General features: G+C 71.8%; 22 protein-coding genes and 1 riboswitch. Of the genes, 18 read left to right on the forward strand and 4 right to left on the reverse strand.

All coding sequences use genetic code 11. The annotated features are described in order from the left end of the window. Nucleotides 1–64 precede the first annotated feature (64 nt). The 5 genes from qcrC to ACWEKM_RS23020 all read left to right on the forward strand — a co-directional run bounded on the left by qcrC (nt 65) and on the right by ACWEKM_RS23020 (nt 6,548). Complete coding sequence (qcrC, locus tag ACWEKM_RS23000) at nt 65–880, forward strand: cytochrome bc1 complex diheme cytochrome c subunit (RefSeq protein WP_451623065.1); 816 nt, start codon at nt 65–67, stop codon at nt 878–880. Beyond that, entirely contained in the window at nt 877–1,929 is a 1,053-nt protein-coding gene (gene qcrA / locus ACWEKM_RS23005; protein WP_451623066.1) for a cytochrome bc1 complex Rieske iron-sulfur subunit, read from the forward strand. The genes qcrC and qcrA overlap by 4 nt, the downstream gene beginning before the upstream one ends. After that, complete coding sequence (gene qcrB, locus ACWEKM_RS23010; RefSeq protein WP_451623067.1) at nt 1,926–3,563, forward strand: cytochrome bc1 complex cytochrome b subunit; 1,638 nt, start codon at nt 1,926–1,928, stop codon at nt 3,561–3,563. Before qcrA ends, qcrB begins: the two co-directional genes overlap by 4 nt. A 131-nt stretch (nt 3,564–3,694) precedes the next feature. After that, on the forward strand, nt 3,695–4,759 hold the full coding sequence (trpD, locus tag ACWEKM_RS23015) for an anthranilate phosphoribosyltransferase (RefSeq protein WP_451623068.1): 1,065 nt from the start codon (nt 3,695–3,697) through the stop codon (nt 4,757–4,759). Between the two features lie 87 nt (nt 4,760–4,846). Continuing rightward, nucleotides 4,847–4,963: riboswitch (SAM riboswitch) on the forward strand. A 190-nt stretch (nt 4,964–5,153) separates the two neighbouring features. Next, complete coding sequence (locus ACWEKM_RS23020) at nt 5,154–6,548, forward strand: aminotransferase class V-fold PLP-dependent enzyme (protein WP_451623069.1); 1,395 nt, start codon at nt 5,154–5,156, stop codon at nt 6,546–6,548. Between the two features lie 224 nt (nt 6,549–6,772). On the opposite strand, the gene ACWEKM_RS23025 is transcribed toward ACWEKM_RS23020, so the two are convergent. Together ACWEKM_RS23025 and ACWEKM_RS23030 are read right to left on the reverse strand one after the other, a co-directional pair. Then, nucleotides 6,773–7,054, reverse strand: a complete 282-nt coding sequence (locus ACWEKM_RS23025; protein WP_359299166.1) for an Lrp/AsnC family transcriptional regulator — start codon at nt 7,052–7,054, stop codon at nt 6,773–6,775. Then, a complete protein-coding gene (locus ACWEKM_RS23030; protein ID WP_451623070.1) occupies nt 7,051–7,794 on the reverse strand; it encodes a rhomboid family intramembrane serine protease in 744 nt (247 codons plus the stop codon). Before ACWEKM_RS23030 ends, ACWEKM_RS23025 begins: the two co-directional genes overlap by 4 nt. Before the next feature lie 155 nt (nt 7,795–7,949). On the opposite strand from ACWEKM_RS23030, the gene ACWEKM_RS23035 reads away from it, so the two are divergent. The 6 genes from ACWEKM_RS23035 to ACWEKM_RS23060 all read left to right on the forward strand — a co-directional run bounded on the left by ACWEKM_RS23035 (nt 7,950) and on the right by ACWEKM_RS23060 (nt 14,047). Next, complete coding sequence (locus ACWEKM_RS23035) at nt 7,950–8,189, forward strand: hypothetical protein (RefSeq protein WP_451623071.1); 240 nt, start codon at nt 7,950–7,952, stop codon at nt 8,187–8,189. A 40-nt stretch (nt 8,190–8,229) separates the two neighbouring features. Continuing rightward, on the forward strand, nt 8,230–9,573 hold the full coding sequence (locus tag ACWEKM_RS23040; protein WP_451623072.1) for an NYN domain-containing protein: 1,344 nt from the start codon (nt 8,230–8,232) through the stop codon (nt 9,571–9,573). Between the two features lie 207 nt (nt 9,574–9,780). Beyond that, a complete protein-coding gene (locus ACWEKM_RS23045; protein ID WP_451623073.1) occupies nt 9,781–10,815 on the forward strand; it encodes an NlpC/P60 family protein in 1,035 nt (344 codons plus the stop codon). A 389-nt stretch (nt 10,816–11,204) separates the two neighbouring features. Beyond that, nucleotides 11,205–12,215, forward strand: coding sequence for an NlpC/P60 family protein (locus tag ACWEKM_RS23050; RefSeq protein ID WP_451623074.1), 1,011 nt, complete (start codon nt 11,205–11,207; stop codon nt 12,213–12,215). 30 nt (nt 12,216–12,245) lie between these two features. Further along, on the forward strand, nt 12,246–13,448 hold the full coding sequence (locus tag ACWEKM_RS23055) for a hypothetical protein (protein WP_451623075.1): 1,203 nt from the start codon (nt 12,246–12,248) through the stop codon (nt 13,446–13,448). A 338-nt stretch (nt 13,449–13,786) separates the two neighbouring features. Further along, a complete protein-coding gene (locus ACWEKM_RS23060) occupies nt 13,787–14,047 on the forward strand; it encodes a hypothetical protein (RefSeq protein ID WP_451623076.1) in 261 nt (86 codons plus the stop codon). An 80-nt stretch (nt 14,048–14,127) separates the two neighbouring features. Here ACWEKM_RS23060 and ACWEKM_RS23065 read toward each other — a convergent pair whose 3' ends face one another. Continuing rightward, a complete protein-coding gene (locus ACWEKM_RS23065; RefSeq protein ID WP_451623077.1) occupies nt 14,128–15,366 on the reverse strand; it encodes a glycosyltransferase 87 family protein in 1,239 nt (412 codons plus the stop codon). Between the two features lie 563 nt (nt 15,367–15,929). Between ACWEKM_RS23065 and ACWEKM_RS23070 the strand changes: the two genes are divergently transcribed. Further along, a complete protein-coding gene (locus tag ACWEKM_RS23070; RefSeq protein ID WP_451623078.1) occupies nt 15,930–17,072 on the forward strand; it encodes a glycosyltransferase family 4 protein in 1,143 nt (380 codons plus the stop codon). Nucleotides 17,073–17,290: 218 nt separating this feature from the next. On the opposite strand, the gene ACWEKM_RS23075 is transcribed toward ACWEKM_RS23070, so the two are convergent. Then, the gene (locus ACWEKM_RS23075; protein ID WP_451623079.1) at nt 17,291–19,087 is read right to left on the reverse strand and encodes an AMP-dependent synthetase/ligase; all 1,797 of its coding nucleotides are present in this window, start codon (nt 19,085–19,087) and stop codon (nt 17,291–17,293) included. Between the two features lie 312 nt (nt 19,088–19,399). Between ACWEKM_RS23075 and ACWEKM_RS23080 the strand changes: the two genes are divergently transcribed. The 6 genes from ACWEKM_RS23080 (at nt 19,400) to ACWEKM_RS23105 (ending at nt 24,672) form a co-directional block, all read left to right on the forward strand. Beyond that, nucleotides 19,400–20,197 (forward strand): metallophosphoesterase family protein, encoded by a 798-nt coding sequence (locus ACWEKM_RS23080; RefSeq protein WP_451623080.1) that lies wholly within the window; start codon nt 19,400–19,402, stop codon nt 20,195–20,197. A 165-nt stretch (nt 20,198–20,362) separates the two neighbouring features. Then, entirely contained in the window at nt 20,363–20,806 is a 444-nt protein-coding gene (locus ACWEKM_RS23085; RefSeq protein ID WP_451623081.1) for an SRPBCC family protein, read from the forward strand. Between the two features lie 43 nt (nt 20,807–20,849). Continuing rightward, nucleotides 20,850–22,019, forward strand: a complete 1,170-nt coding sequence (locus tag ACWEKM_RS23090) for an ArsA family ATPase (protein ID WP_451623082.1) — start codon at nt 20,850–20,852, stop codon at nt 22,017–22,019. Between the two features lie 217 nt (nt 22,020–22,236). Further along, on the forward strand, nt 22,237–22,743 hold the full coding sequence (locus ACWEKM_RS23095) for a DUF5304 domain-containing protein (RefSeq protein ID WP_451623083.1): 507 nt from the start codon (nt 22,237–22,239) through the stop codon (nt 22,741–22,743). Between the two features lie 55 nt (nt 22,744–22,798). Then, nucleotides 22,799–23,752: an ROK family glucokinase gene (locus tag ACWEKM_RS23100; RefSeq protein ID WP_451623084.1), complete on the forward strand. Its 954-nt coding sequence runs from the start codon at nt 22,799–22,801 to the stop codon at nt 23,750–23,752. Between the two features lie 164 nt (nt 23,753–23,916). Then, nucleotides 23,917–24,672 (forward strand): endonuclease/exonuclease/phosphatase family protein, encoded by a 756-nt coding sequence (locus ACWEKM_RS23105; RefSeq protein ID WP_451623085.1) that lies wholly within the window; start codon nt 23,917–23,919, stop codon nt 24,670–24,672. The last annotated feature ends 477 nt before the right edge of the window (nt 24,673–25,149 follow it).

Consider the following 25,149-nt stretch of genomic DNA (forward strand, 5'->3'; position numbering starts at 1 on the left):
GGACGACGGCCACCGATCCACCACAGAAGCATCGACGCAGAAGATCCTGACACCGGGGTAATCCGTGAAAAAGCTCTCCGCACGACGACGCCATCCGCTGGCGGCGGTCGTCGTCCTACTCTTCGCGCTGGCGGCCACTGGGGGGCTGTACGCCGCGTTCGCGCCCGCGGACAAGGCGCAGGCCGACGAGACCGCCCAGTCCCTGACGACCATCGAGGAGGGCAAGAAGCTCTACTCGGTGGGCTGCGCCAGCTGCCACGGCACCGGTGGCCAGGGTTCCTCCGACGGGCCGAGCCTCGTGGGTGTGGGCGCCGCGGCCGTGGACTTCCAGGTGGGCACCGGCCGGATGCCGGCCGCGACCTCCCAGGGCGCCCAGGTCCCGAGCAAGAAGAACATCTACACGCAGGCCCAGATCGACCAGCTCGCGGCGTACATCGCCTCGCTGGGCGCCGGTCCGGAGGTGCCGACGAAGGCGCAGTACGGCCCGGAGGGTGCGGACATCGCCAAGGGCGGCGAGCTGTTCCGCACCAACTGTGCGCAGTGCCACAACTTCACCGGCAAGGGCGGTGCGCTGACCAAGGGCAAGTTCGCGCCGGACCTCGAAGATGTCGACCCGAAGCACATGTACGAGGCCATGCAGACCGGCCCGCAGAACATGCCGTCCTTCCCCGACACCACGCTGTCGGAGAAGAACAAGAAGGACATCATCGCGTACCTGAACGCGGTCAACAGCAGTGGCACCGAGAACCCCGGTGGCCTCTCGCTGGGCGGTCTCGGACCGGTCAGTGAGGGTCTGTTCTCCTGGATCTTCGGACTGGGCGTACTGGTCGCGGTCGCCGTCTGGGTCGCCGCTCGGACCGCAAAGGCCAAGAAGTCATGAGTAGCCAAGACATTCCAGAAGAGAACCTGCCGGCCGAGCACGCGCCCGGCGCGGTGAGCGTCGCGGACGAGAAGGACCCGTTCGCCGACCCGGGGCTGCCGCCGCACGAGCACCGGATCCAGGACATCGACGAGCGGGCCGCCAAGCGGTCCGAGCGGGTCGTCGCCCTGCTGTTCACGGTGTCGATGCTGGCCACCGTCGGCTTCATCGCCTCCTACGTGGCGATCCCGCACGACAAGTCGATCTTCGTCTTCCCGATCGGTCACATCAGCGCGCTCAACTTCGCGCTCGGCCTGACCCTCGGCGCGGCGCTGTTCTGCATCGGTGCGGGCGCGGTCCACTGGGCCCGCACCCTGATGTCCGACGCGGAGATCGCCGACGAACGGCACGCGATCGAGGCGACCCCCGAGGTCCGCGCGAAGGTGCACGCGGACTTCAAGCAGGGCGCCAAGGAGTCGGCGCTCGGTCGCCGCAAGCTGATCCGCAACACGATGTTCGGCGCGCTCACCCTGGTGCCGCTCTCTGGCGTCGTCCTGCTGCGCGACCTCGGCCCGCTGCCCGAGTCCAAGCTCCGCCACACGCTGTGGAAGAACGGCACGCTGCTCGTCAACATGAACACCAACGAGCCGCTGCGTCCCTCGGACGTCGCCGTCGGCTCGCTGACCTTCGCCAAGCCCGAGGGCCTGGAGGAGCACGACGAGGAGTTCCAGACCGAGATCGCCAAGGCCGCCGTGATGATCGTCCGGATCCAGCCGGACAACATCAAGGACAAGCGCGAGCTCGAGTGGTCGCACGAGGGCATCGTGGCCTACTCGAAGATCTGCACCCACGTCGGTTGCCCGATCTCGCTCTACGAGCAGCAGACGCACCATGTGCTCTGCCCGTGCCACCAGTCCACCTTCGACCTCTCCGACGGTGCCCGAGTGATCTTCGGCCCCGCCGGCCACGCCCTGCCGCAGCTGCACATCGGCGTGAGCGACGAGGGCTACCTCCAGGCGCTCGGCGACTTCGCGGAGCCCGTCGGTCCTGCCTTCTGGGAGCGCGGATGAGCACTGCAACGAACCAAGAGCCCCGCTCCGGCGGGAAGGCACCGGCCGGCGAACGCGTCGCCGACTGGGCCGACGGCCGGCTCGGGATCTACTCCCTGGCCAAGGCCAACATGCGCAAGATCTTCCCCGACCACTGGTCGTTCATGTTGGGCGAGGTCTGCCTCTACAGCTTCATCATCATCATCCTCACGGGTGTGTATCTGACGCTGTTCTTCCACCCGTCGATGAACGAGGTGGAGTACCACGGCTCGTACGTCCCGCTGCAGGGTCAGCTGATGTCCGAGGCGTTCAACTCGACCCTGCACATCTCCTTCGATGTGCGCGGTGGTCTGCTGGTCCGGCAGATCCACCACTGGGCCGCGCTGATCTTCCTCGCCGGCATGTTCGTGCACATGATGCGCGTGTTCTTCACCGGCGCGTTCCGCAAGCCGCGTGAGATCAACTGGCTGTTCGGCTTCCTGCTGTTCGTCCTCGGCATGTTCACCGGCTTCACCGGTTACTCGCTCCCGGACGACCTGCTCTCCGGCACCGGTGTCCGCTTCATGGAGGGCGCGATCCTGTCCGTGCCGATCGTCGGCACATACCTCTCGTTCTTCCTCTTCGGCGGCGAGTTCCCCGGCCATGACTTCGTGGCCCGGTTCTACTCGGTCCACATCCTGCTGCTGCCGGGCATCATGCTCGGCCTGGTGGTGGGCCACCTGATCCTGGTCTTCTACCACAAGCACACGCAGTTCGCGGGCCCCGGAAAGACCGAGAAGAACGTCGTCGGCATGCCGCTGCTGCCGGTCTACATGGCCAAGGCCGGAGGCTTCTTCTTCCTGGTCTTCGGCGCCATCGCGGCCATCGCGGCCATCGCGCAGATCAACCCGATCTGGGCCATCGGCCCCTACCGTGCGGACCAGGTGTCCACCGGCGCCCAGCCCGACTGGTACATGGGCTTCGCCGAGGGTCTGATCCGCTTCATGCCGGGCTGGGAGATCAACCTCTGGGGCCACACGCTCGTCCTGGGCGTGTTCATCCCGCTGGTCGTCTTCCCGCTGGTCCTGGCGGCGATCGCGGTCTACCCGTTCATCGAGTCCTGGGTCACCGGCGACAAGAGCGAGCACCACATCCTGGACCGCCCGCGCAACGCCCCGACCCGTACCGCGTTCGGTGTCGCCTGGATCACGATCTACATGATCACCCTGGTCGGCGGTGGCAACGACCTGTGGGCCACGCATCTGCATCTGTCGATCAACGCCGTCACCTGGTTCGTCCGGATCTTCTTCTTCGCCGGACCGGTCATCGCGTTCATCGTCACCAAGCGGATCTGCCTCGGCCTGCAGCGCCGGGACCGCGACAAGGTGCTGCACGGCCGCGAGACCGGCATCATCAAGCGCCTGCCGCACGGTGAGTTCATCGAGGTCCACGAGCCGCTCAGCCAGGAGCAGCTGCACACCCTCACGGCCCACCACCAGTACGAGCCGGCCGAGATCGGCCCGACGGTCGACGAGAACGGTGTCGAGCGGAAGGTGAAGGGTTCCGAGAAGCTGCGCGCCAAGCTCAGCGACGCCTACTACGGCGAGGACGCCCAGATCCCGAAGCCCACCGTCGAGGAGTACAAGGAGATCACGAGCGGCCACGGCCACCACTGATCGCTGCGCACGCCACACCACGTGCGAGGGGCTCCGTCCGAACACCGGACGGGGCCCCTCGCACGTCCGCCGGGTGGATAGGGTGGAGTCGATCCGTACATGACGACGATCTGCGACGACCGGAGCGGCTGATGAGCGCTGTGACCCCCGCTGGAGGCGACACCGCGGCGGGCCGTTCCTGGCCCGAGCTGCTGAGCACCCTGCTCGGCGGGCAGGACCTGAGCGCCCGTGACACGGCGTGGGCCATGGACCGCATCATGTCCGGCGAGGCGGCGGATGCCCAGATCGCCGGCTTCCTGGTGGCCCTGCGGGCCAAGGGGGAGACGGTCGAGGAGATCACCGGTCTGGTCGAGGCGATGTACCAGCATGCCAAGCCGCTGCACATCCCCGGGCCGGCCGTCGACATCGTCGGCACGGGCGGCGACCGGGCCAAGACGGTCAACATCTCGACGATGTCCGCCATCGTGCTCGCGGGCACCGGCGCCAAGGTCGTCAAGCACGGCAACCGGGCGTCCTCCTCGGCCAGCGGATCCTCCGATGTGCTCGAACAGCTCGGCATCAATCTGGATCTGACGCCCGAACGCGTGGCGCGGGTGGTCGAGGAGGCCGGGATCACCTTCTGCTTCGCGGCCGCCTTCCACCCCTCGATGCGGTTCGTCGGCGCGGTCCGGCGCGACCTGGGGATCCCGACCTCGTTCAACCTGCTCGGCCCGCTGACCAACCCGGCCCGGGTCACCGCCTCGGCGATCGGCTGCTTCGACACCCGGATGGCGGGGCTCATCGCCGGGGTGCTGGCCGAGCGCGGCTCGTCCGCGCTGGTGTTCCGCGGGGACGACGGCCTGGACGAGCTGACGATCACCGCCACCTCCCGGGTGTGGAGGGTGCGCGACGGCAAGATCACCGAGGAGGTCTTCGACCCGCGCGAGGTCGGCCTCGACCTGGTGCCCGTGGCGGCGCTGCGCGGCGCCGACCCCGCCTACAACGCCGGGGTGGCCCGGCGGCTGCTGGACGGCGAGACGGGCCCGGTGCGGGACGCCGTCCTGCTGAACTCGGCGGCGGCACTGGTGGCCCTGGAACCGGGGGACGGGCCGTTGGTGGAGCGGATCCGGGCCGGCATGGCCAAGGCAGCCGAGTCGATCGACTCGGGCGCGGCCCGGCGGACGCTCGAACGGTGGGCCGCCGCCACCCACGCCTGAACCCTCGTACGGCGCTGTGCCTCAAGGCGTGGTCCAGGATGCGGACCACGCCTTGCGCACAGAAGATCGTGTGGCAGGATGTCTCCAGGTCATGAGCGACAGTCATTCGGCCCCGGCCGACTGTCCGGCAACCCTCCGTCCGTGGCGGGGTGCCCCGGGTGAAGACCAGGCCGTAGGCAGCGAGGTCTGCGGCAAGCGCGGACCCCTCGCACTCTGCTGAGTGATGCAGCCCAGGGGTCCTGGTCGTCGAGGGAGCCTCTCGTGAGCAAGCGAATGCGATAGGGCCGCAGAGCCCCGCCTCCGCGTACCCCTTTCACCCCTTCCCACGCCGAGCCCTGCCCGACGCAGCTGTGCTCGCGTGGTGAATTCCGCCTGCATTCACGGGAGTTGTGCCATGTCCGTCTCCACCGCTGCCTCCGCCCAGTCGCTCTGCGCCCCGCTGCCCGTCCTCGGCCGCGATGTCACCGTGCCGCTCGTCACCGGCGGCGAGGTCACCTATGCCGCCCTCGACTACGCGGCCAGCGCCCCCGCCCTCCAGCGCGTCTGGGACGACGTGGCCGCCTACGCCCCCTACTACGGCAGCGTGCACCGCGGCGCCGGCTACCTCTCGCAGCTGTCCACCGACCTGTTCGAGAACGCCCGCGCGACCGTCGCCGAGTTCCTGGACTGCCGCCCCGACGACCAGTTGATCTTCACCCGCTCCACCACCGACTCGCTCAACCTGCTGGCGTCCGCGCTCCCCGCCGACTGCCAGGTCTTCGTCTTCGAGACCGAGCATCACGCCTCGCTGCTGCCCTGGAAGGACGCCCAGGTCAGCTACCTCGACGCCCCGCGCACCCCGGCGCAGGCCGTCGCGACCCTTCAGGCGGCACTGGCCGACCGTTCCCCCAGCGCTCGGCTTCGCTCGACCGGCTCGGGCCCCGACAGCCCGGCCCTGGTCTGCGTCACCGGTGCCTCCAACGTCACCGGCGAGCTGTGGCCGGTGCGTGAGCTGGCCGCCGTCGCCCATGCGCACGGCGCCCGGATCGTCCTGGACGCCGCCCAGCTCGCCCCGCACCACCCGGTGTCGGTGCGGGATCTCGACGTCGACTGGGTCGCCTTCTCCGGACACAAGCTGTACGCCCCGTTCGGTGCCGGTGTGCTGGCCGGACGCGCCGACTGGCTGCGCGCGGCCGAGCCGTATCTCGCGGGCGGCGGGGCGAGCCGTACGGTCACCCGGCGGGCGGACGGGGGCGTGGCCGTGGAGTGGCACGAGACGGCTGCCCGCCATGAGGCCGGCTCGCCGAACGTGATCGGCGCCTACGCCGTCGCCTCGGCCTGCAAGGCCCTCACGGAAGCCGGTTTCGACACCCTGGTCGCCCGCGAGCGGCACCTGATCGACACGGTTCGCGCGGGGCTCGCCGAGGTCCCCGAGGTCCGGGTCCTCTCCCTGTTCGGCGACGCCGCGCCGCGGGTCGGCGTGCTCTCCTTCGTGGTCGAGGGCTGGAACAGCTCCCACTTCGCGGCCGCGCTCTCCGCCGAGTACGGCATCGGCGTCCGCGACGGGCTCTTCTGCGCCCACCCTCTCGTCCGCACTCTTCTGGGCAGCGACCCGCAGTCCCAGGGGGAGTGCGGTGCGCCGGAGGCCGCGCCCGGCGAGAAGTCCCTCAACGCGATCCGCGTCAGCTTCGGCGCGGGTACGCCCGACGAACACGTCGACCGGTTCGTGAACGCCGTCAAGCAGCTGATCCGGGACGGCGCGAAGTGGCAGTACCACACGGAGAACGGCCGCTGCGTCCCCGCAGCCTGACCCAACACCCAAGCGCCCCCGCCGGGGAACGAACCCGCACGACATACCAGCACGTAGAAGCCCCCGGAGGGGTGCGCGGGGAACGGCGCGCCCAGCCACGATGGCGCGGGAGCCAACGGCTGGCAGACGCCCCCGGAGGGGCGCGGGGAACTGCGCGATCAGCCACGACGGCGCCGCAGCCGATCGACGGCACATCGCGGCTTTCCCAGCGGAGCGCTTAGCGCCTAGTTGTCCAGGCCGATGGCGAAGGCCGCTTCCAGGTCATGCTGCGAGTACGTACGGAAGGCCACGTGGGTGTCCGTGGCCTCCACGCCCTGGATCTTGCTGATGCGGCCGGGGATGACCTCGGCGAGGTCCTCGTGCCGGCCGACCCGGACCATGGCGATCAGATCGTAGGTGCCGGTGACCGAGAAGACCTCGCTGACGCTGTCCAGCGCCGCGATCTGCTCGGCGATCTCGGGGATCCGGTCCACGCTGGTCTTGATGAGCACGATCGCGGTGATCACGGCTGTTTCTCTCCCTCGGGAGCCGGAGCTGGGGCGGCCTTCACTCTAGCCCGACGCCCGAACCGCACCCACGCGAGGACGAAGCCCAGCGAGAAGCCCACCAGGTGGGCCAGGTAGGCCACCCCGGGCCCCTGGGTGGCCTGCCGCGCCTCCGCCCACTGCAGCGCCGCCCAGAAGGGCAGTACGACCCAGGCGGGGAAGCGCAGCGGGAGGAAGAAGAGGAAGGGGAGGAGACTGGTGACACGGGCGCCGGGGAACAGGAACAGGAACGCCCCGAGCACCGCGGAGATCGCCCCGGAGGCACCGACCAGGGACTGCTGGGAGCCGGCGTTGGCGGCCGCGTAACCGATCAGCGCCAGATAGCCGCAGCCGACGTAGAACAAGGTGAACTGCACGCGGCCCATCCGTTCCTCGGTCATCACCCCGAAGACATAGAGGAAGAGCATGTTGCCGAGCAGATGCACCCAGCTGCCGTGCACGAACAGCGCCGTGGCGGGGGTGAGCGCCTCCCCGGCCGGGCCGTCGAACAGGTTCGCGGGGACGACACCCCAGCGCCGGAAGTACGCCCGCTGCGCGGCCGCCAGCCCGTCACCGGTGCCGTACGTCGGATTGAACCCGGACGCGGGCCCGATCACGAAGATCAGACAGCACAGGGCGATCAGGGCGTGCGTCATCGGCGCCGACGAGCCACGGACCGCTCTGCAGGTCCGCCCGGCCATCGCGCTCCAGTTGCTGATCATGAATACAGAGCATGACGTAACGGCACGCAGTAGCACAGATCGCCTCGCCGCCGTGGACGAACGGGCGACGAGGACCCGCCAGGCCGTAGGGTTACGAGCCACACACGCCGGGCAGACGGCGTGTCACGGACACTGGAAGGAAGCGAACAGTCACGATGCCGGTTCCCCTGCCGACCGCCACGACCCGATGGCGCTGCACCCTCTGCGGCAACCTCACCCGCTTCGATGTGACCCGCGCATCGAAGGTCGTCGAGTACATCCACCTCGATCTCGCGGGCGAGCCGAAGGTCGAGGAGCGTGAGGTGGTCAGTGAGACCATCGAGTCGGTGCGCTGCCGCTGGTGCAACGCGATGGACCAGGTGGAACTGGTGGACAGGCCGGGCGCCGACTCCTGAGCGCAGGAGGCGGCCCCGCACGGACCTTGGGGTGTGACGGATGGCGGAGACCGCAGGCGGGGGGCCGGGCGACGGCACCGCCGAGGTGCTTGACCGTCCGCTGCCCGACGGTGTGCGACGCCGCGTCGTACAGATCGTGTCGGACGGCTTCGGTGGTCTGACGATCGGTGAACTGCCCAGCCAATTGCGGCAGTATGCCCGGTTTGCCCCGAATCGCCGAGCCAAGTTCGCGGGCAACGCGATGGCCGCGGCCCTGGAGTCCGATCCGCTGTTCCGGCAGCGCATCGGCGAGAAGCTGAGAGAGGCGCAGCCGGAGCTGTCCGGCGCCCTCGACTCCGGCTCGCCGCCCCCGGCCGCGGACCCGCTCGATGTGGCGGCCGCGGCCTATGTACTGCGCCCGGCGGGCTGGGTGAAACTGGTGGCCGCGGCCGGCGAGGAGGCCCAACGGGCGGACGCCGAGCGCGCCGACGAGGAGAGCCGGGCCGAGCTGGAGCGGCTGAGCGCGGAGCTGGAGCGGACCCGCGACCACACCCGGGCCGAGACCGAACGGCTGCGCGCCGAGCTGGAGTCGGCGAAGCGGGAGGCCGAATCGCTGCACCGCAAGCTCCGCGCGGCCCTCAGCGACGTCAAGCGGGGCGACGCCGCCCTGCGCAAGGCGCAGAGCGAGATCGAGGCGGTGCGTGCCGAGGCGCAGGCGCAGGTCTCGGCCGCCGAGAGCGAGACCCGGCGGCTCAAGGCCCGCCTGGGGGAGGTCGAGGCCGCCCTGGAGGCCAGCCGCAGGGCGGCCCGGGAGGGGCGCAGCGTCGAGGACATGCGGGTGCGGCTGCTGCTCGACACCGTCCTGGACGCGGCCCAGGGCCTGCGCCGTGAGCTGGCGCTGCCGCCCGTCTCGGTACGGCCCGCCGAGACCGTGGATGCGGTGGAGCCGGGCCGGATGACCCCGAAGGACATCGCCGCACGGGCGCTGTCCGAGCACGATCCGGCCGTCCTGGACCAGCTTCTCGCCCTGCCCCAGGCCCACTTGGTGGTCGACGGCTACAACGTCACCAAGACCGGCTATCCGCAGATGCCGCTGGAGAAGCAGCGGCTGCGGCTGCTCGGCCAGCTCTCGCAGCTCGCCGCGCAGACCGGCGCCGAGGTGACCTGTGTCTTCGACGGCGCCGAACTGGCCGCCCCGGTGCTGCTCGCCCCGCCGCGCGGGGTGCGGGTGCTGTTCTCCAAGCCGGGCGTCACGGCCGATGAGCTGATCCGTCAGCTGGTGCGGGCCGAGCCGCCCGGCCGGCCGGTCATCGTCGCCTCGACCGATCGCGAGGTGGCCGACGGCGTCGCCCGTGCGGGCGCCCGGCCGGTGGCTTCTGCGATGCTTCTCAAGCGACTGTCGTGAACGCCAACGTATGCGTTTGATGCCGGAATTAGCCCAAGTGTCACGCAACGTAGCGTCAAGCGGACATCACAGCATGTGAGTTGTGGGCAAAGAATGCATGGAGTGACGGATTTTTTCCTCTGAGGATTTGAACTGATCACAACTGGGTCACTAGGGTCGGCTCGAACCTCCACACGGGTGATCACTCAAAAGAAGGAGCCCGTCTCCGTGGCGTCCCATCGTCGACCGAAGCAGCCGAGTCGCACGCGCGTGACCGTGCTGACCACCGCAGCCGCCGCTGCCGTAGCCCTGAGCTCGCAGGCCGCCAACGCGGCTCCCAGCGAGAAGCTGAGCAAGGACGAGGTCAAGGCCAAGGTCGACAAGCTCTACGAGCAGGCGGAACAGGCCACCGAGAAGTACAAGGGGGCCAAGGAGAAGCAGGAGAAACTCCAGAAGGAGATCTCCACCATCCAGGACAGCGTCGCCCGCGGCCAGGAGGACCTGAACAAGCTGCGCGACGGCCTGGGCACCATGGCCAGCGCGCAGTACCGCTCGGGCGGCATAGACCCGTCCGTCCAGCTCTTCCTGTCCGCCAACCCGGACGACTACCTCGACAAGGCGTCCACGCTCGACCAGTTGAGCGGCCAGCAGGTCGACGCCCTGAAGAAGATCCAGGACAAGCAGCGCGAACTCGCGCAGCAGCGGACCGAGGCGGCCGACAAGCTCAAGGACCTCTCCGCCGCCCGCACCGAGCTGGGCAAGAAGAAGACCGAAGTCCAGGGCAAGCTCGCCGAGGCGCAGCGGCTGCTCAACTCCCTGACGGCCAAGGAGAAGGCGGCGCTCGCCGCCAAGGAGGACCGCGCCAACCGCTCCTCCACCGAGCGTGTGAAACTCGGCAAGACCAGCTCCGCCTCCGGCCGGGCCGCCGCCGCCTTCTCCGCCGCCCAGTCCAAGATCGGCTCGCCGTACGTCTGGGGCGCCACCGGCCCCTCCTCCTTCGACTGCTCGGGTCTGACCTCCTGGGCCTACGCCCAGGCCGGCGTCGGCATACCGCGCACCTCCGAGGCCCAGGCCAACGCCGGCCAGCGCATCTACAGCCAGAGCGACCTCAAGGTCGGCGACCTGGTGATCTTCTACGGCGACCAGCACCACGTCGGCCTGTACGCCGGCAACGGCCAGGTGCTGCACGCCCCCCGCACCGGCACGGTCGTCCGCTACGAGTCGATCAACAACATGCCGTTCCAGTTCGGCGTCCGGGTCTGAGCTTCGGCCTCCCGGTCTGAGCCGCACGCCTCTGCCGACCGGGCTTCCATGGCGCCCGAACGGGCGAATCCCGATAACCCAAACTGACTCCACGCCCCGCCGGTGACCTGCGTCAGCGGCGGGGTGTCACGCTGTGCGACCGGTTGCGGTCTTTGGCCGACGGGCGCCCGCGCGGCTACTGTCTGCCGCGTTTCCCCCACGGCCGGGACAATCCCGTCCCGGCCCCGGGGAACGGCAACCGTCCGTCGGCAGCACGTGAGCCGAAGGGGCGGGCCGGTGCTACGGGACAAGGGCGCGCAGGCCGCAGGGTCGAGCGTGACCGCTCCGCGGCACCGGCCGCGGCCCCGCAGGCGAGCGAGCGGTCACGAGGTGAAGGAGTGCGGCCTTCCGTGGGGTCCCATCGCCGCCTTGCACCATCCGGGTTCGACCGGGGCGCCACCGTCCTGTGTGTACTGTCCGCGGCCACCGCCGCACTGGGCGCCGTACCGGCGAGCGCCGCGCCGCCCGGCCACGGTCCCGCCGAGGTGGACCGCCTCTACACGGAGGCCGAGCAGGCGACCGAGGCATACAACCAGGCCGACGAACAGGCCGGGAAGCTGCGCGAGCAGGTCCGCGAGGCGCAGGACCGCATCGCCCGCCAGCAACAGCGCGTCAACACCATGCGGGAGGAGCTGGGGTCGCTGGCCGGCGCCCAGTACCGCGGCGGCGGCATCGACCCCACGGTCGCCCTGCTGCTGACCGCGGACCCGGGCGACTACCTCGACAAGGCCACCACCCTCGACCGGATCGGCACCCGCCAGGCCGGCCGGCTGCGGGAACTCCAGTCGGCCCTGCGCGAACTCGCCCAGGAGCGGACCGCGACGGCCGGAAAGCTGTCCCGGCTGGAGAAGAGCCGAGAGGCCGTCGCCGCGCACAAGCGGACCGTGGAACACAAGCTGGCCAAGGCCCGGGAACTGCTCAACTCCCTGCCGGGCGCGCAGCGCACCGCCTATGAGCGGGCCTCCCGCGACGACCGGGCCGACCTGCCCGGCCTGCGGGGCGCCGGCGCCCCCAGCGCCCGCGCCGCCGCGGCCGTCGCCGCCGCGCGTTCCGTCCTCGGCCGCCCCTACATCTGGGGGGCCAACGGGCCCGCCGGCTTCGACTGTTCGGGCCTGACGCAGTGGTCGTACGCGCAGGCCGGGGTCGCGCTGCCGCGCACCTCGCAGGAACAGCGGTACGCCGGCCGACAGGTCCCGTTCTCCCAGATCCGCCCCGGCGATCTGGTCGTCTACCGCTCGGACGCCGGCCATGTCGGCATGTACGTCGGCAACGGCCAGGTGATCCACGCCCCCCACCCCGGCGCCCCGGTGCGCTACGACCCGGTGGGGATGATGCCCGTCTCGTCGGTCACCCGGGTCTGACCGGGCGCCACGGGCCGTACGATCGGGCAGATGGCTGGTCGCAGGCGGAGCTGGCGTTCGGGAGTCGTCGCGCTGTGTCTGCTGCTCGTCCCGCTGGCCGGGTGCGGCGGCGGCCGGGCGACGGCGGACCCGGCGCGGGCCGAGGTGCAGCAGGTGCAGCAGGTGCTCGACCGGCGCGCCGCGGCCCTCCTCGGGCACGACGAGACGGCGTACGGCGAGACGGGCACCCGCACCGGGTACCCGAACCTGCGCGCGGTGCCGCTGGCGTCCTGGACCTACCGTGTGACCGGCCTGCGGCACACCGGCGCGGACGTCACCGCCGAGGCCCGGCTGAGCTACCGGGTCCGGGGCTACGACCGGGCCCCCGTCACCACCGAGCGCACTCTCGACCTCAGCCGCACCGCCGACGGACGCTGGTACGTCGACTCCGACCGGCCCGCGCGCAAGGCCGGACAGCAACTGTGGGACCAGGGCGCCGTGTCGGCCGTCGCGGGCGCGCACAGCCTGGTCCTCGGGGTCGGGCAGTCCGCTCGGACGCTGAACGCCTACGCGCGGCTCGCCGAGCGTGCGGTCCCGGCCGTGTCGGGGGCCTGGGGCACGGACTGGACCCGGCGGGTCGTCGTGCTCGTCCCAGGGACCCTGGACGGGATGGCGGGCCTGCTCGGCGCTCCGGCCTCCTCGTACCGGGGGATCGCCGCGGTCACCACCGGCGAGGCGGGCGGCCCGGCCCGGACTCCCGCGGACCGGATCGTGGTCAACCCGGAGGCGTACGCCCTCCTCGGCGACGTCGGCAAGCAGGTGGTGCTCACCCACGAGACCACCCATGTGGCCACCCGCGCGCACACCACACCGGCCACCCCGTTGTGGCTGTCCGAGGGGTACGCGGACTGGGTCGGCTACCTGGGTACGGGGCGCACACCGGCGCAGGCGGCGCCGGAGCTGTCCCGCGCCGTCCGCGCCGGGCGGGTCCCGGCGGACCTGCCGGCCGATGGGGACTTCGGCTTCACCGGCGACCCCGCGCGGCTCGCCCGGGCCTACGAGGGCGGCTGGCTGGCCTGCCGGATGATCGCCGAACGCTGGGGCGAGGACCGGCTCGACGCGTTCTACCGCGCGGTCGGCGCGCACGGGCGGCGGGCGGGCGCGGTCGAGGACGCGCTGCGCCGGGTGCTCGGGACGAGCCTGCCCGACTTCACCGGGCGGTGGCGGGACTACCTGAGGGAACAACTCGGCTGAGCGAGCCGCTCTTACGGCCTCCCACAGCCAGGCACCCTCGACCTCACCGGTCACCCGCGCGACGCCCGGCATGCCCTGCCGGAACAGATCGTCGGCCTCCTCCGCGCGCACCGGGCAGCCGTCTCGGCGGAAGAAGCTCGCGGGGGTTTTCGGGACGTCACGGCGGCGGAGCGGCACAGCGGCTTGGTCGCCGGCTTCACCGTGCGGCAGGCGGTGCAGCATGGTCCGGTACGTCGTGCGTCGGGCCGCCTCGATCCGCGCGGTGTACACCTGCGGGGCGGGTTGGGGCGCGCGGCGGGGGAGCGGGCGGCCGGTGCCCGTGGCGGGGACGCCGGCTCGTGGCGGGCGTCCTGTTCGGCGTGACGTCGCCGTGGCTCCCGGCTGCCCCCGGCACCGGACCCGGCGTCGCCCACCAGGCCGTGTTCTTCCTGTCCTTCCTGTTCTTCCTGTTCTTCCTGCGCCCTGTCGGTCCCCTGGAGGGCAGCCGGGAAGCGTCGGCGCTGGTGCGCGTGACGCTCCTCGGCACCGCCGTCCAACTGCCGCTGGCGTACGCCCAGTCGGGTTTCGGGGCTCGGGCCGTGCCGGGTGTGCCTGGGTGATGGCGATGGCCGCCCAGTGCGCCGCCGTGGCGCTGCTGTTCCGGCGTATCCCGCGTATCGCGTATCCCGCGTATTCGGCGTCAGGAGGAGACCGGGGTTTCCTTCGTGCGGGCGGTCTGACCGGGCAGCGGAGCCGGGCGGTCCGCCGGGACCGTGGACCGCCACAGCCGGTGGGCGGCTAGCAGCGCGGCGGTGACCAGCAGGCCGTTGCGCAGGAACAGCAGGCCCGTGCCGTACCAGTCGCCGGCCACGACGTGCGAGAAGCCGACCGGGAACTCCAGGACGGTCACCAAGGTGGCCGCCAGGACCAGCAGGGCGGGTCGGCCCATCCGGGTGCCGCGGAAGGACACGCAGACCGCGGCCAGGCCGATCAGCCAGACCATGTACTGCGGGCTGATCACCCGGCTCGTCGTGGTGAACAGCAGCACCGCCGTGAACGCCGTGTCGGCGAGCGTGTGCGGCCGGAACCGGGTGTCGGGGTGGGCCGCCAGCCGCCACAGCAGCAGCCAGCCGAAGGCGGCGCCGCTGAGCGTCAGCGCGACGGTGCTCATCAGGCCGACGTACGGCCCCAGGAACTCCACCGAGCCGTAGTTCAGCAGCACCTCGCCCCGCCAGCCGAAGTGCCGGGCCACGTGGAAGACCAGGGCGCCCAGCGACTCCACCTCGGTGCCCCGGTCGCGCTGGAAGGCGAGGAAGGCGAAGGCCCCGGGCATGGCGACCGCGAACAGTGCCGCCACCCCCGCCGCGGTGGCCGCCGCGGCGCCCCACGCCCGCAGCCGCACGGCACCCACCAGGAGCAGCGCGGGCCACACCTTGACCATCGCCCCGAAGCCGACGAGCGCGCCCATCATCCGGGGGCGGCGGGTCCCCGCGAACAGCGCGGCCACCGCCACCGCGGTGACCATCACGTCGTAGCGGGCGTAGGCCGTCGGGCCGAGCAGTGGGAGGCCCACCACCCACACCCAGGCCCCGCGCGGCGACTTGCCGGGGCGGCGGCCCGCGTACCCGAGCAGGGCGAGGACCGCCAGGTCGGCGAGGAGGGCCAGCAGGAAGAAGGCGGTGGGGTAGGAGAGGAAGGGCAGGATGCCCGGCGCGAGCACGGCGAGCGCGGCGGCGGGCGGGTACTGCCAGGTCACGTCGTCCAGCGGGAACGTCCCGTGGCGCAGCACCTCGTACCAGCCGTGGTAGATCACCGACACGTCGGTCGTGACGTCCGCACCGGGGAAGACCAGCACCCGGAAGACGAAGAGCAGCAGCATCAGCCGGGTCAGTCCCCAGGCCCCCAGCAGTCCGGCCAGGGGCCATCTCGCGCCCGCCATGTTCACCTGGGCCCCTGTTCGTCGTGGCTCGTCGTGGCTTGTCTTGAGGGGGCCATGATGACGCGTCGGGCTGTGCGAGGTCTGCCAATGCGGTCGCACGGCGTGGACGCGTCGCCCGCGCGGCGCTTCCGGGCGTCCGGGTTCGTGGCCAGTCGGCGGGCCCGGTCGACATGGGCAGCCGAGATCCATGGCCGGGACGAGGTCCCTCCCCGGCCGGGGCGCCGAGGGTGCTGCTGGACGCGGCCCGGTCCGGCCGAATCGGCGCCGGCACGCCATCCGCTACCGGTGCCGGGCTCGAAGGACGTTACCGGCACCGGTGCCGGTGCCTGGTCTGAGGACCGTTCGGTGGTGAAGGAAGCGCGATGGGTCTGCTCGTCCTGATGCCGGTGGGCTTGTCGGCCGGCGTCCCTGGGCGGCGCCGTCGTAGCGGCCCTGGTGGGCCTCGTCGTGTGGACGAGGACCCGGCTCGGGCGGCGCGGCGCGTCCCGACAGCGGGATCGCGGCCCGCTCGGGGCCCCGGACCGCCCGCCGGTTCTCGGGTGCGTTGGATAGGTTGGGCGGTGATGCACAAGACCTTGATCGTCACCAACGACTTCCCGCCCCGGCCGGGCGGCATCCAGGCGTTCCTGCACAACATGGCGCTCCGCCTCGATCCCGAGCGGCTCGTCGTCTACGCCTCCACCTGGAAGCGCGGCCCGGAGGGCGCCGAGGCCACGGCCGCCTTCGACGCCGAGCAGCCCTTCACCGTCGTACGCGACCGCACGACGATGCTGCTGCCCACGCCCGCCGTGACGGAGCGGGCGGCGGGGCTGCTGCGGGAGCACGGGTGCACCTCGGTGTGGTTCGGGGCGGCGGCGCCGCTCGGGCTGATGGCGCCCGCCCTGCGTAAGGCGGGCGCCGAGCGGCTGGTGGCCACCACCCACGGGCACGAGGCCGGCTGGGCCCAACTGCCCGCCGCCCGGCAACTGCTGCGCAGGATCGGGGAGTCCACCGACACGATCACCTACCTCGGCGGGTACACGCGCACGCGGATCGCCGCCGTGCTGACCCCGGCCGCCGCCGGGCGTATGGTGCGGCTGCCGCCCGGCGTCGACGAGAAGACCTTCCATCCGGGGTCCGGCGGTGCCGAGGTGCGGGCGCGGCTCGGGCTGACCGAGCGGCCGGTCGTGGTGTGCGTCTCGCGGCTGGTGCCGCGCAAGGGCCAGGACACGCTGATCCGGGCCCTGCCCCGGATCCTCGCCGAGCAGCCCGACGCGGTGCTGCTGATCGTCGGAGGCGGACCGTACGAGAAGGAGCTGCGCAGGCTCGCCCAGGACACCGGGGTGGCGGGCTCGGTGCGCTTCACCGGCGCCGTGCCCTGGTCCGAACTGCCCGCGCACTACGGCGCCGGGGATGTCTTCGCGATGCCCTGCCGGACCCGGCGGGGCGGGCTCGACGTCGAGGGGCTCGGGATCGTCTATCTGGAGGCATCCGCGACCGGGCTGCCGGTCGTCGCCGGGGACTCGGGCGGCGCGCCCGACGCGGTGCTCGACGGGGAGACCGGATGGGTCGTCCGCGGCGGCGACCCGGACGAGGCCGCCGAGCGGATCGTCGTGCTCCTCGGCGACCCCGAGCTGCGCCGTCGGATGGGGGAGCGCGGGCGGGAGTGGGTCGAGGAGAAGTGGCGCTGGGACCTGCTGGCCCAGAAGCTGAAGGACCTGCTGTAGCCCAATGCCCCGAAAGGGGCGCGGGGAACTGCGCGACAACCCACAACGCAGCCGCACCCGCCAACGGTGACCAACCATCCCCCCTCGGACGGCGCTTCCGTCGGACCGTGCTTCCTGGCGAACGGCGCCTCCCGGCGGACGGCGCTTCCGTCGGACCACCCTTCCCGGCCGACCGAGCTTCCGGCGGACGGCGCTTCCCGGCGGAACCGCGGAACCCCCTACTTCCGGTAGATCGCCTCGACCTCGTCCGTGAAGTCCTTCGCCACCACGTTCCGCTTCAGCTTGAGCGACGGGGTGAGGTGCCCCGACTCCTGCGTGAACTGGCCGGACAGAATCCGGAACTTCCGCACCGATTCCGCCGTCGACACCGCGGCGTTGCCGTCGTCGACCGCTTCCTGGACCGCCGCGAGCAGCGCCGGGTCCTCGCGCAGCGACGCCACGGTGGAGTCCGCGGGCTTGCCGTGCTCGGCGGCCCAACGGCCCAGGAACTCCTCGTCCAGGGTGATCAGCGCGCCGACGAACGGCCGCCCGTCGCCGACCACCATGCACTCCGCGACCAGCGCGTGCGCCCGGATACGGTCCTCGATCACGGCCGGGGCGACGTTCTTGCCGCCCGCGGTGACGATGATCTCCTTCTTGCGCCCGGTGATCCTCAGATAGCCGTCCTCGTCCAGGGTGCCGATGTCCCCGGTGTGGAACCAGCCGTCGGCCAGCGCCTCCGCGGTCGCGGCCTCGTTGTTCCAGTACTCCTTGAACAGGTGCTCGCCGTGCAGCAGCACCTCGCCGTCGTCGGCGATGCGGATCACGGAACCCGGCAGCGGCTGGCCGACCGTGCCGATCTTCTGCCGGTCCCAGGGGTTGAACGCGGTCGCCGCGCAGGACTCGGTCAGGCCGTAGCCCTCCAGGACCGTGAAGCCGATGCCGCGAAAGAAATGGCCTAGGCGCTCGCCCAGCGGGGCACCGCCGGAGATCGCGTACTCGCCGCGCCCGCCGAGCACCGCGCGCAGCTTGCCGTAGACCAGCTGGTCGAAGACCCGGTGCTTGATCCGCAGCCCGAGCGACGGGCCCGACGGGGTGTCCTGCGCCTTGCTGTAGGCGATCGCGGTGTCCGCCGCCTTGTCGAAGATCTTCCCCTTGCCGTCCGCCTGCGCCTTGGCGCGCGCCGCGTTGTAGACCTTCTCGAAGACCCGGGGCACGCCCAGGATCAACGTCGGGCGGAACGCGGCCAGTTCGTCGGTGAGGTGCTTGACGTCCGGGAGGTTGCCCAGCTTGATCGGCGCCATCATCGGCGCGATCTGCACCAGCCGGCCGAAGACGTGCGCGAGCGGCAGAAACAGCAGGACCGAGCACTCGCCGGTGCGGAACAGCGGCCGCAGCCGCTCGACGATGTTGCCGCACTCGGCGAAGAATGCCCGGTGGGTGAGCACACAGCCCTTGGGGCGGCCGGTCGTGCCGGACGTGTAGACGATGGTCGCCGCGTCATCGGCCTTGGCGAGCGAACTGCGCTCCTCCACCGTCGCGTCCGTGAGGTCCCGGCCCAGCCGACCCAGCTCCGCGACGCCCCCGGCGTCGATCTGCCAGACGTGCTTGAGCGCGGGCAGTCGGTCGCGTACCGCGTCCACGGCGGCGGCGTGGCCGTCCTGCTCCACGATGCAGGCGGTGGCGCCCGAGTCGGAGAGGATCCACTGCGTCTGCTCCGGCGAACTCGTCTCGTACACCGGCACGGTGACCGCGCCCGCGCTCCAGATCGCGAAGTCGAGGAGCGTCCACTCGTAGCGGGTGCGGGACATCAGGCCGACCCGGTCGCCGGGCTGGACGCCGGACGCGATGAGCCCCTTGGCGGCGGCGCGCACCTCGGTCAGGAACTCCGCGGCGGTCACGTCCTGCCAGCCGTTGCCGGTCTTGCGGGCGATGACGGCGACATCGGGATGCTGCGCGGCGTTTCTGCGGACGATATCGGTCAGATTGCCGTCTGCAGGGACCTCGTACAAAGCCGGAAGGCTGAACTCGCGCAAGACTGCTGCTCCTCATAGGGCGCCGGCGCCACGACGTGGTGCGCTGCGACGCTGCGGTCCAAGGCTCGGGCAGGTGCTCGGGCACCCACCAGGGGCCTCCCGGCCCGTTGGTTGAAAACTAGAGCACGATGGGACTGCCCGGACGCTACCCGCCGGTATCGCTCCTTCGACAGGGTCCCGGCGGGTTGTTCGCTGCGTCACACAGGTTGTGTTCCTGCGCGCACAGTAGTCCACGGTTTTCCTGACGGGCCAGTGGCCGCAGGCCCGGACGCCACTGTTCACATATGCCGCACAGGCTTACCCTTGATCGCCATGGCACCCCCACTCGCCGGCAACCGAAGGACCCGCGTCCATGTGGTCAGTGACGTGCACGGCAACGCCCGCGACCTGGCCCAGGCCGGCGACGGCGCCGATGCCCTGATCTGCCTGGGCGACCTCGTGCTCTTCCTCGACTACGCCGACCACTCGCGCGGGATCTTCCCCGACCTGTTCGGCGCGGAGAACGCCGACCGCATCGTCGAACTGCGCACCGCCCGCCGCTTCGAGGAGGCACGCGCGTTCGGGGCCCGGCTGTGGGCGGGCATCGGCACCGACCGGGCCATCGCCATCGAGAAGGCGGTGCGCCGCCAGTACGCCGAGCTGTTCGCCGCCTTCCCCACGCCGACGTACGCGACCTACGGCAATGTCGACATGCCGCCTCTGTGGCCGGAGTACGCCCGGCCCGGCACCACGGTCCTGGACGGTGAACGGGTGGAGATCGGCGGCCGGACCTTCGGCTTCGTCGGCGGCGGGCTGCGCACTCCGATGCGCACGCCGTACGAGATCGACGACGACGCGTACGCGGCGAAGATCGAGGCGGTCGGTGAGGTCGACGTGCTGTGCACACACATCCCGCCCGAGGTGCCGGAACTCGTGTACGACACGGTGGCCCGCCGGTTCGAGCGGGGCAGCCGGGCGCTGCTCGACGCGATCCGCCGCACCCGGCCCCGCTACGCGCTCTTCGGCCATGTCCACCAGCCGCTGGTCAGGCGGATGCGGATCGGCGCCACGGAATGCGTGAACGTCGGGCACTTCGCCGGCACGGGCAGGCCGTGGGCGCTCGAATGGTGAGGGGCGCGCGGAGGGGGTGAAACCGGTGGTCGGGCGCGCGGTAGCCTTCACGCTGCACACACGTACGCAACACACGTGCGCACGACGACCTCTCTGTACCGATCTACTTGTACCGGTCTTCTTGTAACCGGTCTGTACCGGCCCGCATCCGGAGGAGCCACGGCGATGGCGGAACACACCAGCTCAAGCATCACCATCGAGGCGGCACCCGCCGACGTCATGGGGGTGATCGCCGACTTCGCCCGCTACCCGGACTGGACCGGTGAGGTAAAGGAGGCGGAGGTCCTCAAGACCGACGACCGGGGCCGCGCCGAACAGGTCCGCCTCGTCATGGACGCCGGCGCGATCAAGGACGACCAGACCCTGGCCTACACCTGGACCGGCGACCGTGAGGTCTCCTGGACCCTGGTGAAGTCCCAGATGCTCCGCTCCCTCGACGGCTCCTACCTCCTCGCACCGGCCGACGCGGGCGCCACCGAGGTGACCTACCGGCTGACCGTGGACGTCAAGATCCCCATGCTCGGCATGATCAAGCGCAAGGCGGAGAAGGTCATCATCGACCGCGCGCTGGCCGGACTGAAGAAGCGGGTCGAGTCCGGGGAGCAGTAGCCACGGCGTGCCGGGCCGGCCCGCGCGGGTAGCGTTCACCCCCATGCGCACCCTCCTGATCACGGGTCCGGGCGGCTCGGGCCGTACGACCGTCGCCGCCGCGACCGCCCTCGCCGCCGCGGGCGCCGGCACCCGGACCCTCGTCCTGAGCGCCGACCGCACGGACACCCTCGGCGCCGCACTGGGCGCGCCGACGGGACCCGACCCCGTCCGGGCCGCACCCCATCTCACCGCCTGGCGCCCCGACGCCGCCGCCCGGTTCCGCGACGACCTCACCGCGTTCCAGAACCGCGCCACGGGCGTCCTCGACCTGCTCGGCGCCGACCGCCTCGACCCGGAGGAGGCCACCCCCCTGCCCGGCGCCGAAGAGCTGTCCTTCCTGCGCGCGCTGCGCGACGCCGCCCTCTCCGAGCGCCACGACCTGCTCGTCGTCGACCTCCCGCCCGCCCCGCGCGCCCTCGACCTGCTCGCCCTCCCCGAGGAACTGCGCCGCTACCTGCGCCGACTGCTGCCGCCCGAGCGCCAGGCGGCCCGCGCCCTGCGCCCCGTCCTCGGCCGTCTCGCGGGCGTCCCGATGCCCGCCGAGTGGCTGTACGAGACGGCGGCCCGCTGGGATGTCGAACTGGCCGCAGTGGAGGCCGTCGTACGGGACCGCGCCACGACCGTGCGGCTCGTCGCCGAACCGGGCCCGGCCGGCGCCGACGCCGTGCACACCGCCGCGCTCGGGCTCGCCCTGCGCGGGCTGCGCACCGATGCGCTGGTCGCCAACCGGGTGCTGCCCGAGACCACGCCGGAGACCTGGCCGGCCGGGCTCCTCGCCCAGCAGCGCAAGGCCCTCGTCGACTGGCGGCAGTCGTACGACGTCCACCCGGTCGCCCACCTCGGCCGCGACCCGCGCGGCGCCGACGACCTCGCCGCGCTCGCCGTGCCGGGCGTCGACCCGGCCCCCGACCCCGTCGAGTGGCCCGTCACCGACCGGATCGCCGAGGACGGCGTGCTCGTCTGGCACATCCCGCTGCCCGGCGCGATACGAGACGAACTCGACCTGGTCCGGCGCGGCGACGAACTCGTCGTCACCGTGGGCCGGTTCCGCCGGATCGTGCCGCTCCCGTCCGCCCTGCGCCGCTGCACCGTCGCCGGGGCCGCACTGCGGGACGGCGCACTGCGCGTCCGCTTCGCCCCGGACCCGGAACTGTGGCCCCGCGAACGCTGACGCCGAAACCGCGGGTGCGTGAGCGCCGGCGCCGGGACTGTGGGTGCGTGAGTGCTGGAGCCGGGACCGTGGGTGCCGGTGCCGGTGCCGGTGCCGGTGCCGGTGCCGGTGCTGTGGCCGGTGCTGTGGCCGTGCGAGCGTTGGCGCACGCGGACGGTGAACCACGCGCACCCGTTCGGGTAACGTCGGAGGGACGAACCGTAGTCAGGAGTCCGTCATGAGCGAAGAGCGCCCCACACCGGACGCCCTGGAGCCGGAACCGGCCGACGAGGCACGGATGACCGACGCCGACGCCTGGGCCACGGCCTGCGCCGAGGACCTCGCCGCGGAGAAGGCCCGCCGCCGCGCCGAGTACGGCCCGCCCCCGGGCTCGGCCGCCGAGGAACTGCGCAAGTTCGTCGACGCCGTCGCCGACCGGCTGTCCGGCCTCCAGACCCCGCTCCTCGGGGCGGTCGCCGGGCCCGCCGCCCAGCAGGTGGTGCGGCAGGCCGTGCAGCAGGCCAAAGCGGCGGTCGAACCCGTGATAGAGCGCAACCCGGACGTCTTCGACCACCTGGCCGCGGCCGGCAACGAACTGCTCGCCGCCTACCGCTCCGCCGTCCAGTCCCAGGAACGCCGTTGGACGACCCCCGAGGACGGCCCGGAGGGCGACACGAAGGACCGGGGTGACCGCGGTGACCGGGGCGAGGGCACCGGTCCCGGCGAACGCATCGACTTGGACTGACAGCACCCTCGGGTACGGTTGGCCGTAGCGGGGCACGACCGGAACTGAGGGATTCATGGGACTCACCATCGGCGTCGACATCGGCGGCACGAAGATCGCGGCCGGCGTGGTCGACGAGGAAGGCAACATCCTCTCGACCCACAAGGTGCCGACCCCGGGTTCGCCCCAGGGCATCGTGGACGCCATCGCCTCGGCGGTGGAGGGCGCGCGGGCCGGGCACGAGATCGTCGGCGTGGGTATCGGTGCGGCAGGTTATGTCAACCGGCAGCGCTCCACCGTGTACTTCGCGCCCAACATCGACTGGCGCCAGGAGCCGCTGAAGGAGAAGGTCGAGGCCCGCGTCGGCCTCCCCGTCGTCGTGGAGAACGACGCCAACGCGGCCGCGTGGGGCGAGTACAAGTTCGGTGCGGGCAAGGGCCACCGCAACGTCATCTGCATCACGCTCGGCACGGGCCTCGGCGGCGGCATCATCATCGGCAACGAACTGCGCCGCGGACACTTCGGCGTGGCCGCCGAGTTCGGCCACATCCGGATGGTCCCGGACGGCCTGCTGTGCGGCTGTGGCTCGCAGGGCTGCTGGGAGCAGTACGCGTCGGGCCGTGCCCTGGTGAGATACGCCAAGCAGCGCGCCAACGCCACCCCCGAGAACGCCGAGATCCTGCTCGGCCTCGGCGACGGCACCCCGGACGGCATCGAGGGCAAGCACATCTCCATGGCCGCCCGCAAGGGCGACCCGGTCGCCGTCGACTCCTATCGCGAGCTGGCCCGCTGGGCCGGTGCCGGCCTCGCCGATCTGGCCTCCCTGTTCGACCCGTCCGCGTTCATCGTCGGCGGCGGCCTCTCCGACGAGGGCGAACTGGTCCTCGACCCGATCCGCAAGTCCTACAAGCGCTGGCTGGTCGGCGGCAACTGGCGGCCGGTCGCCGAGGTCATCGCCGCCCAACTGGGCAACGAGGCGGGCCTGGTGGGCGCGGCGGACCTGGCCCGGGAACCCGACCCGATCATGTGACGCCCCTGCCCGGGGCGCGGGGACCGCGGGACACCGTGCGACGAGCCGAGGACAGTCGGCGGGCCGCACGGGAACTCCGCGCCCCGGGCTGGTGGGCCGCACGGGAACTCCGCGCCCCGGGCTGGTGGGCGTCACGGACTCCGCCCCCCAGTAGATTGATCCGCATGCCGACACCCCCGCCGCTGCCCGACTCAGGGACCGAACCCGACGGTTCCGCGATCGTCCGGGTCTTGAGCTACAACATCCGCTCGATGCGCGACGACACCGCCGCCCTCGCCCGGGTGATCAGTGCCTGCGCCCCCGACCTGGTCCTCGTCCAGGAGGCCCCCCGGTTCTTCCGCTGGCGCAAGAAGCTGGCCCGGCTCGCGGCCGCGTCGGGGCAGGTGATCCTCTCCGGGGGCGGCACGGCGGCGGGCCCGGCGATCCTGTGCACGCTGCGGGCGACCGTCGAACGGACCGAGGACGTGCTGCTTCCGCTCACCCCGGGACTGCACCGGCGGGGCTTCGCCACGGCCGTCGTACGGTTCGGCGGCGCCCGGCTCGGCGTGCTGAGCTGCCATCTGAGCCTGCGGCAGGACGAGCGGTACGAGCAGAGCGGGATGCTGCTGGACCGGCTGGCCGGGATGGGCGTGGAGCACGCGGTCGCGGGCGGCGACCTCAACGAGCGTCCCGACGGCCGTACCTTCCGGCGGCTGGCCGAGGGGCTCCGGGACTGCCGGGCCGCCGCGCCCTGGGGCGGCGAGTACACCTCGACGCCCGCGGATCCGCGTCAGCGGATCGACGCGATCTTCGCGACCAAGGGTGTCGAGGTGCTGGGCTGCGGGGTGCCGTTGGGGCTGCCGGGGGTGACGGAGGCGGATCTGAGGGCGGCGACGGATCACCTGCCGGTGCTGGGCGCGCTGCGAGTTCCGGCCGTCTAGTTCCGGCCGTCCAGTTCGGGACGCGGATCGATCGGCCGGCCGGCTGCGGGTCTGTCGTGGCCGGTCGCGCAGTTCCCCGCGCCCCTTGGGTGGGGTGGTCGAGGTGGGTCGGCTGCGGGTCCGTCGTGGCTGGTCGCGCAGTTCCCCGCGCCCCTTGGGTGGGGTGTTGTGCGGGTGGTTGGTCGGGTGCGGCCTTGTTGTGGCTGGTCGCGCAGTTCCCCGCGCCCCTGTTGTTGTTGGGGTTTGTTGTTGGGTGGGCGGTGCGTCTGGCGTGTTGGGTCGTGGGGTGTGTGCGGGTCCGTTGTGGCTGGTCGCGCAGTTCCCCGCGCCCCTTGGGTGGGGTGGTCGAGGTGGGTCGGCTGCGGGTCCGTTGTGGCTGGTTGCGCAGTTCCCCGCGCCCCTTGGGTGGGGTGTTGTGCGGGTGGTTGGTCGGGTGCGGCCTTGTTGTGGCTGGTCGCGCAGTTCCCCGCGCCCCTG

It is taken from the genome of Streptomyces sp. NPDC004752 (genome assembly GCF_053601275.1).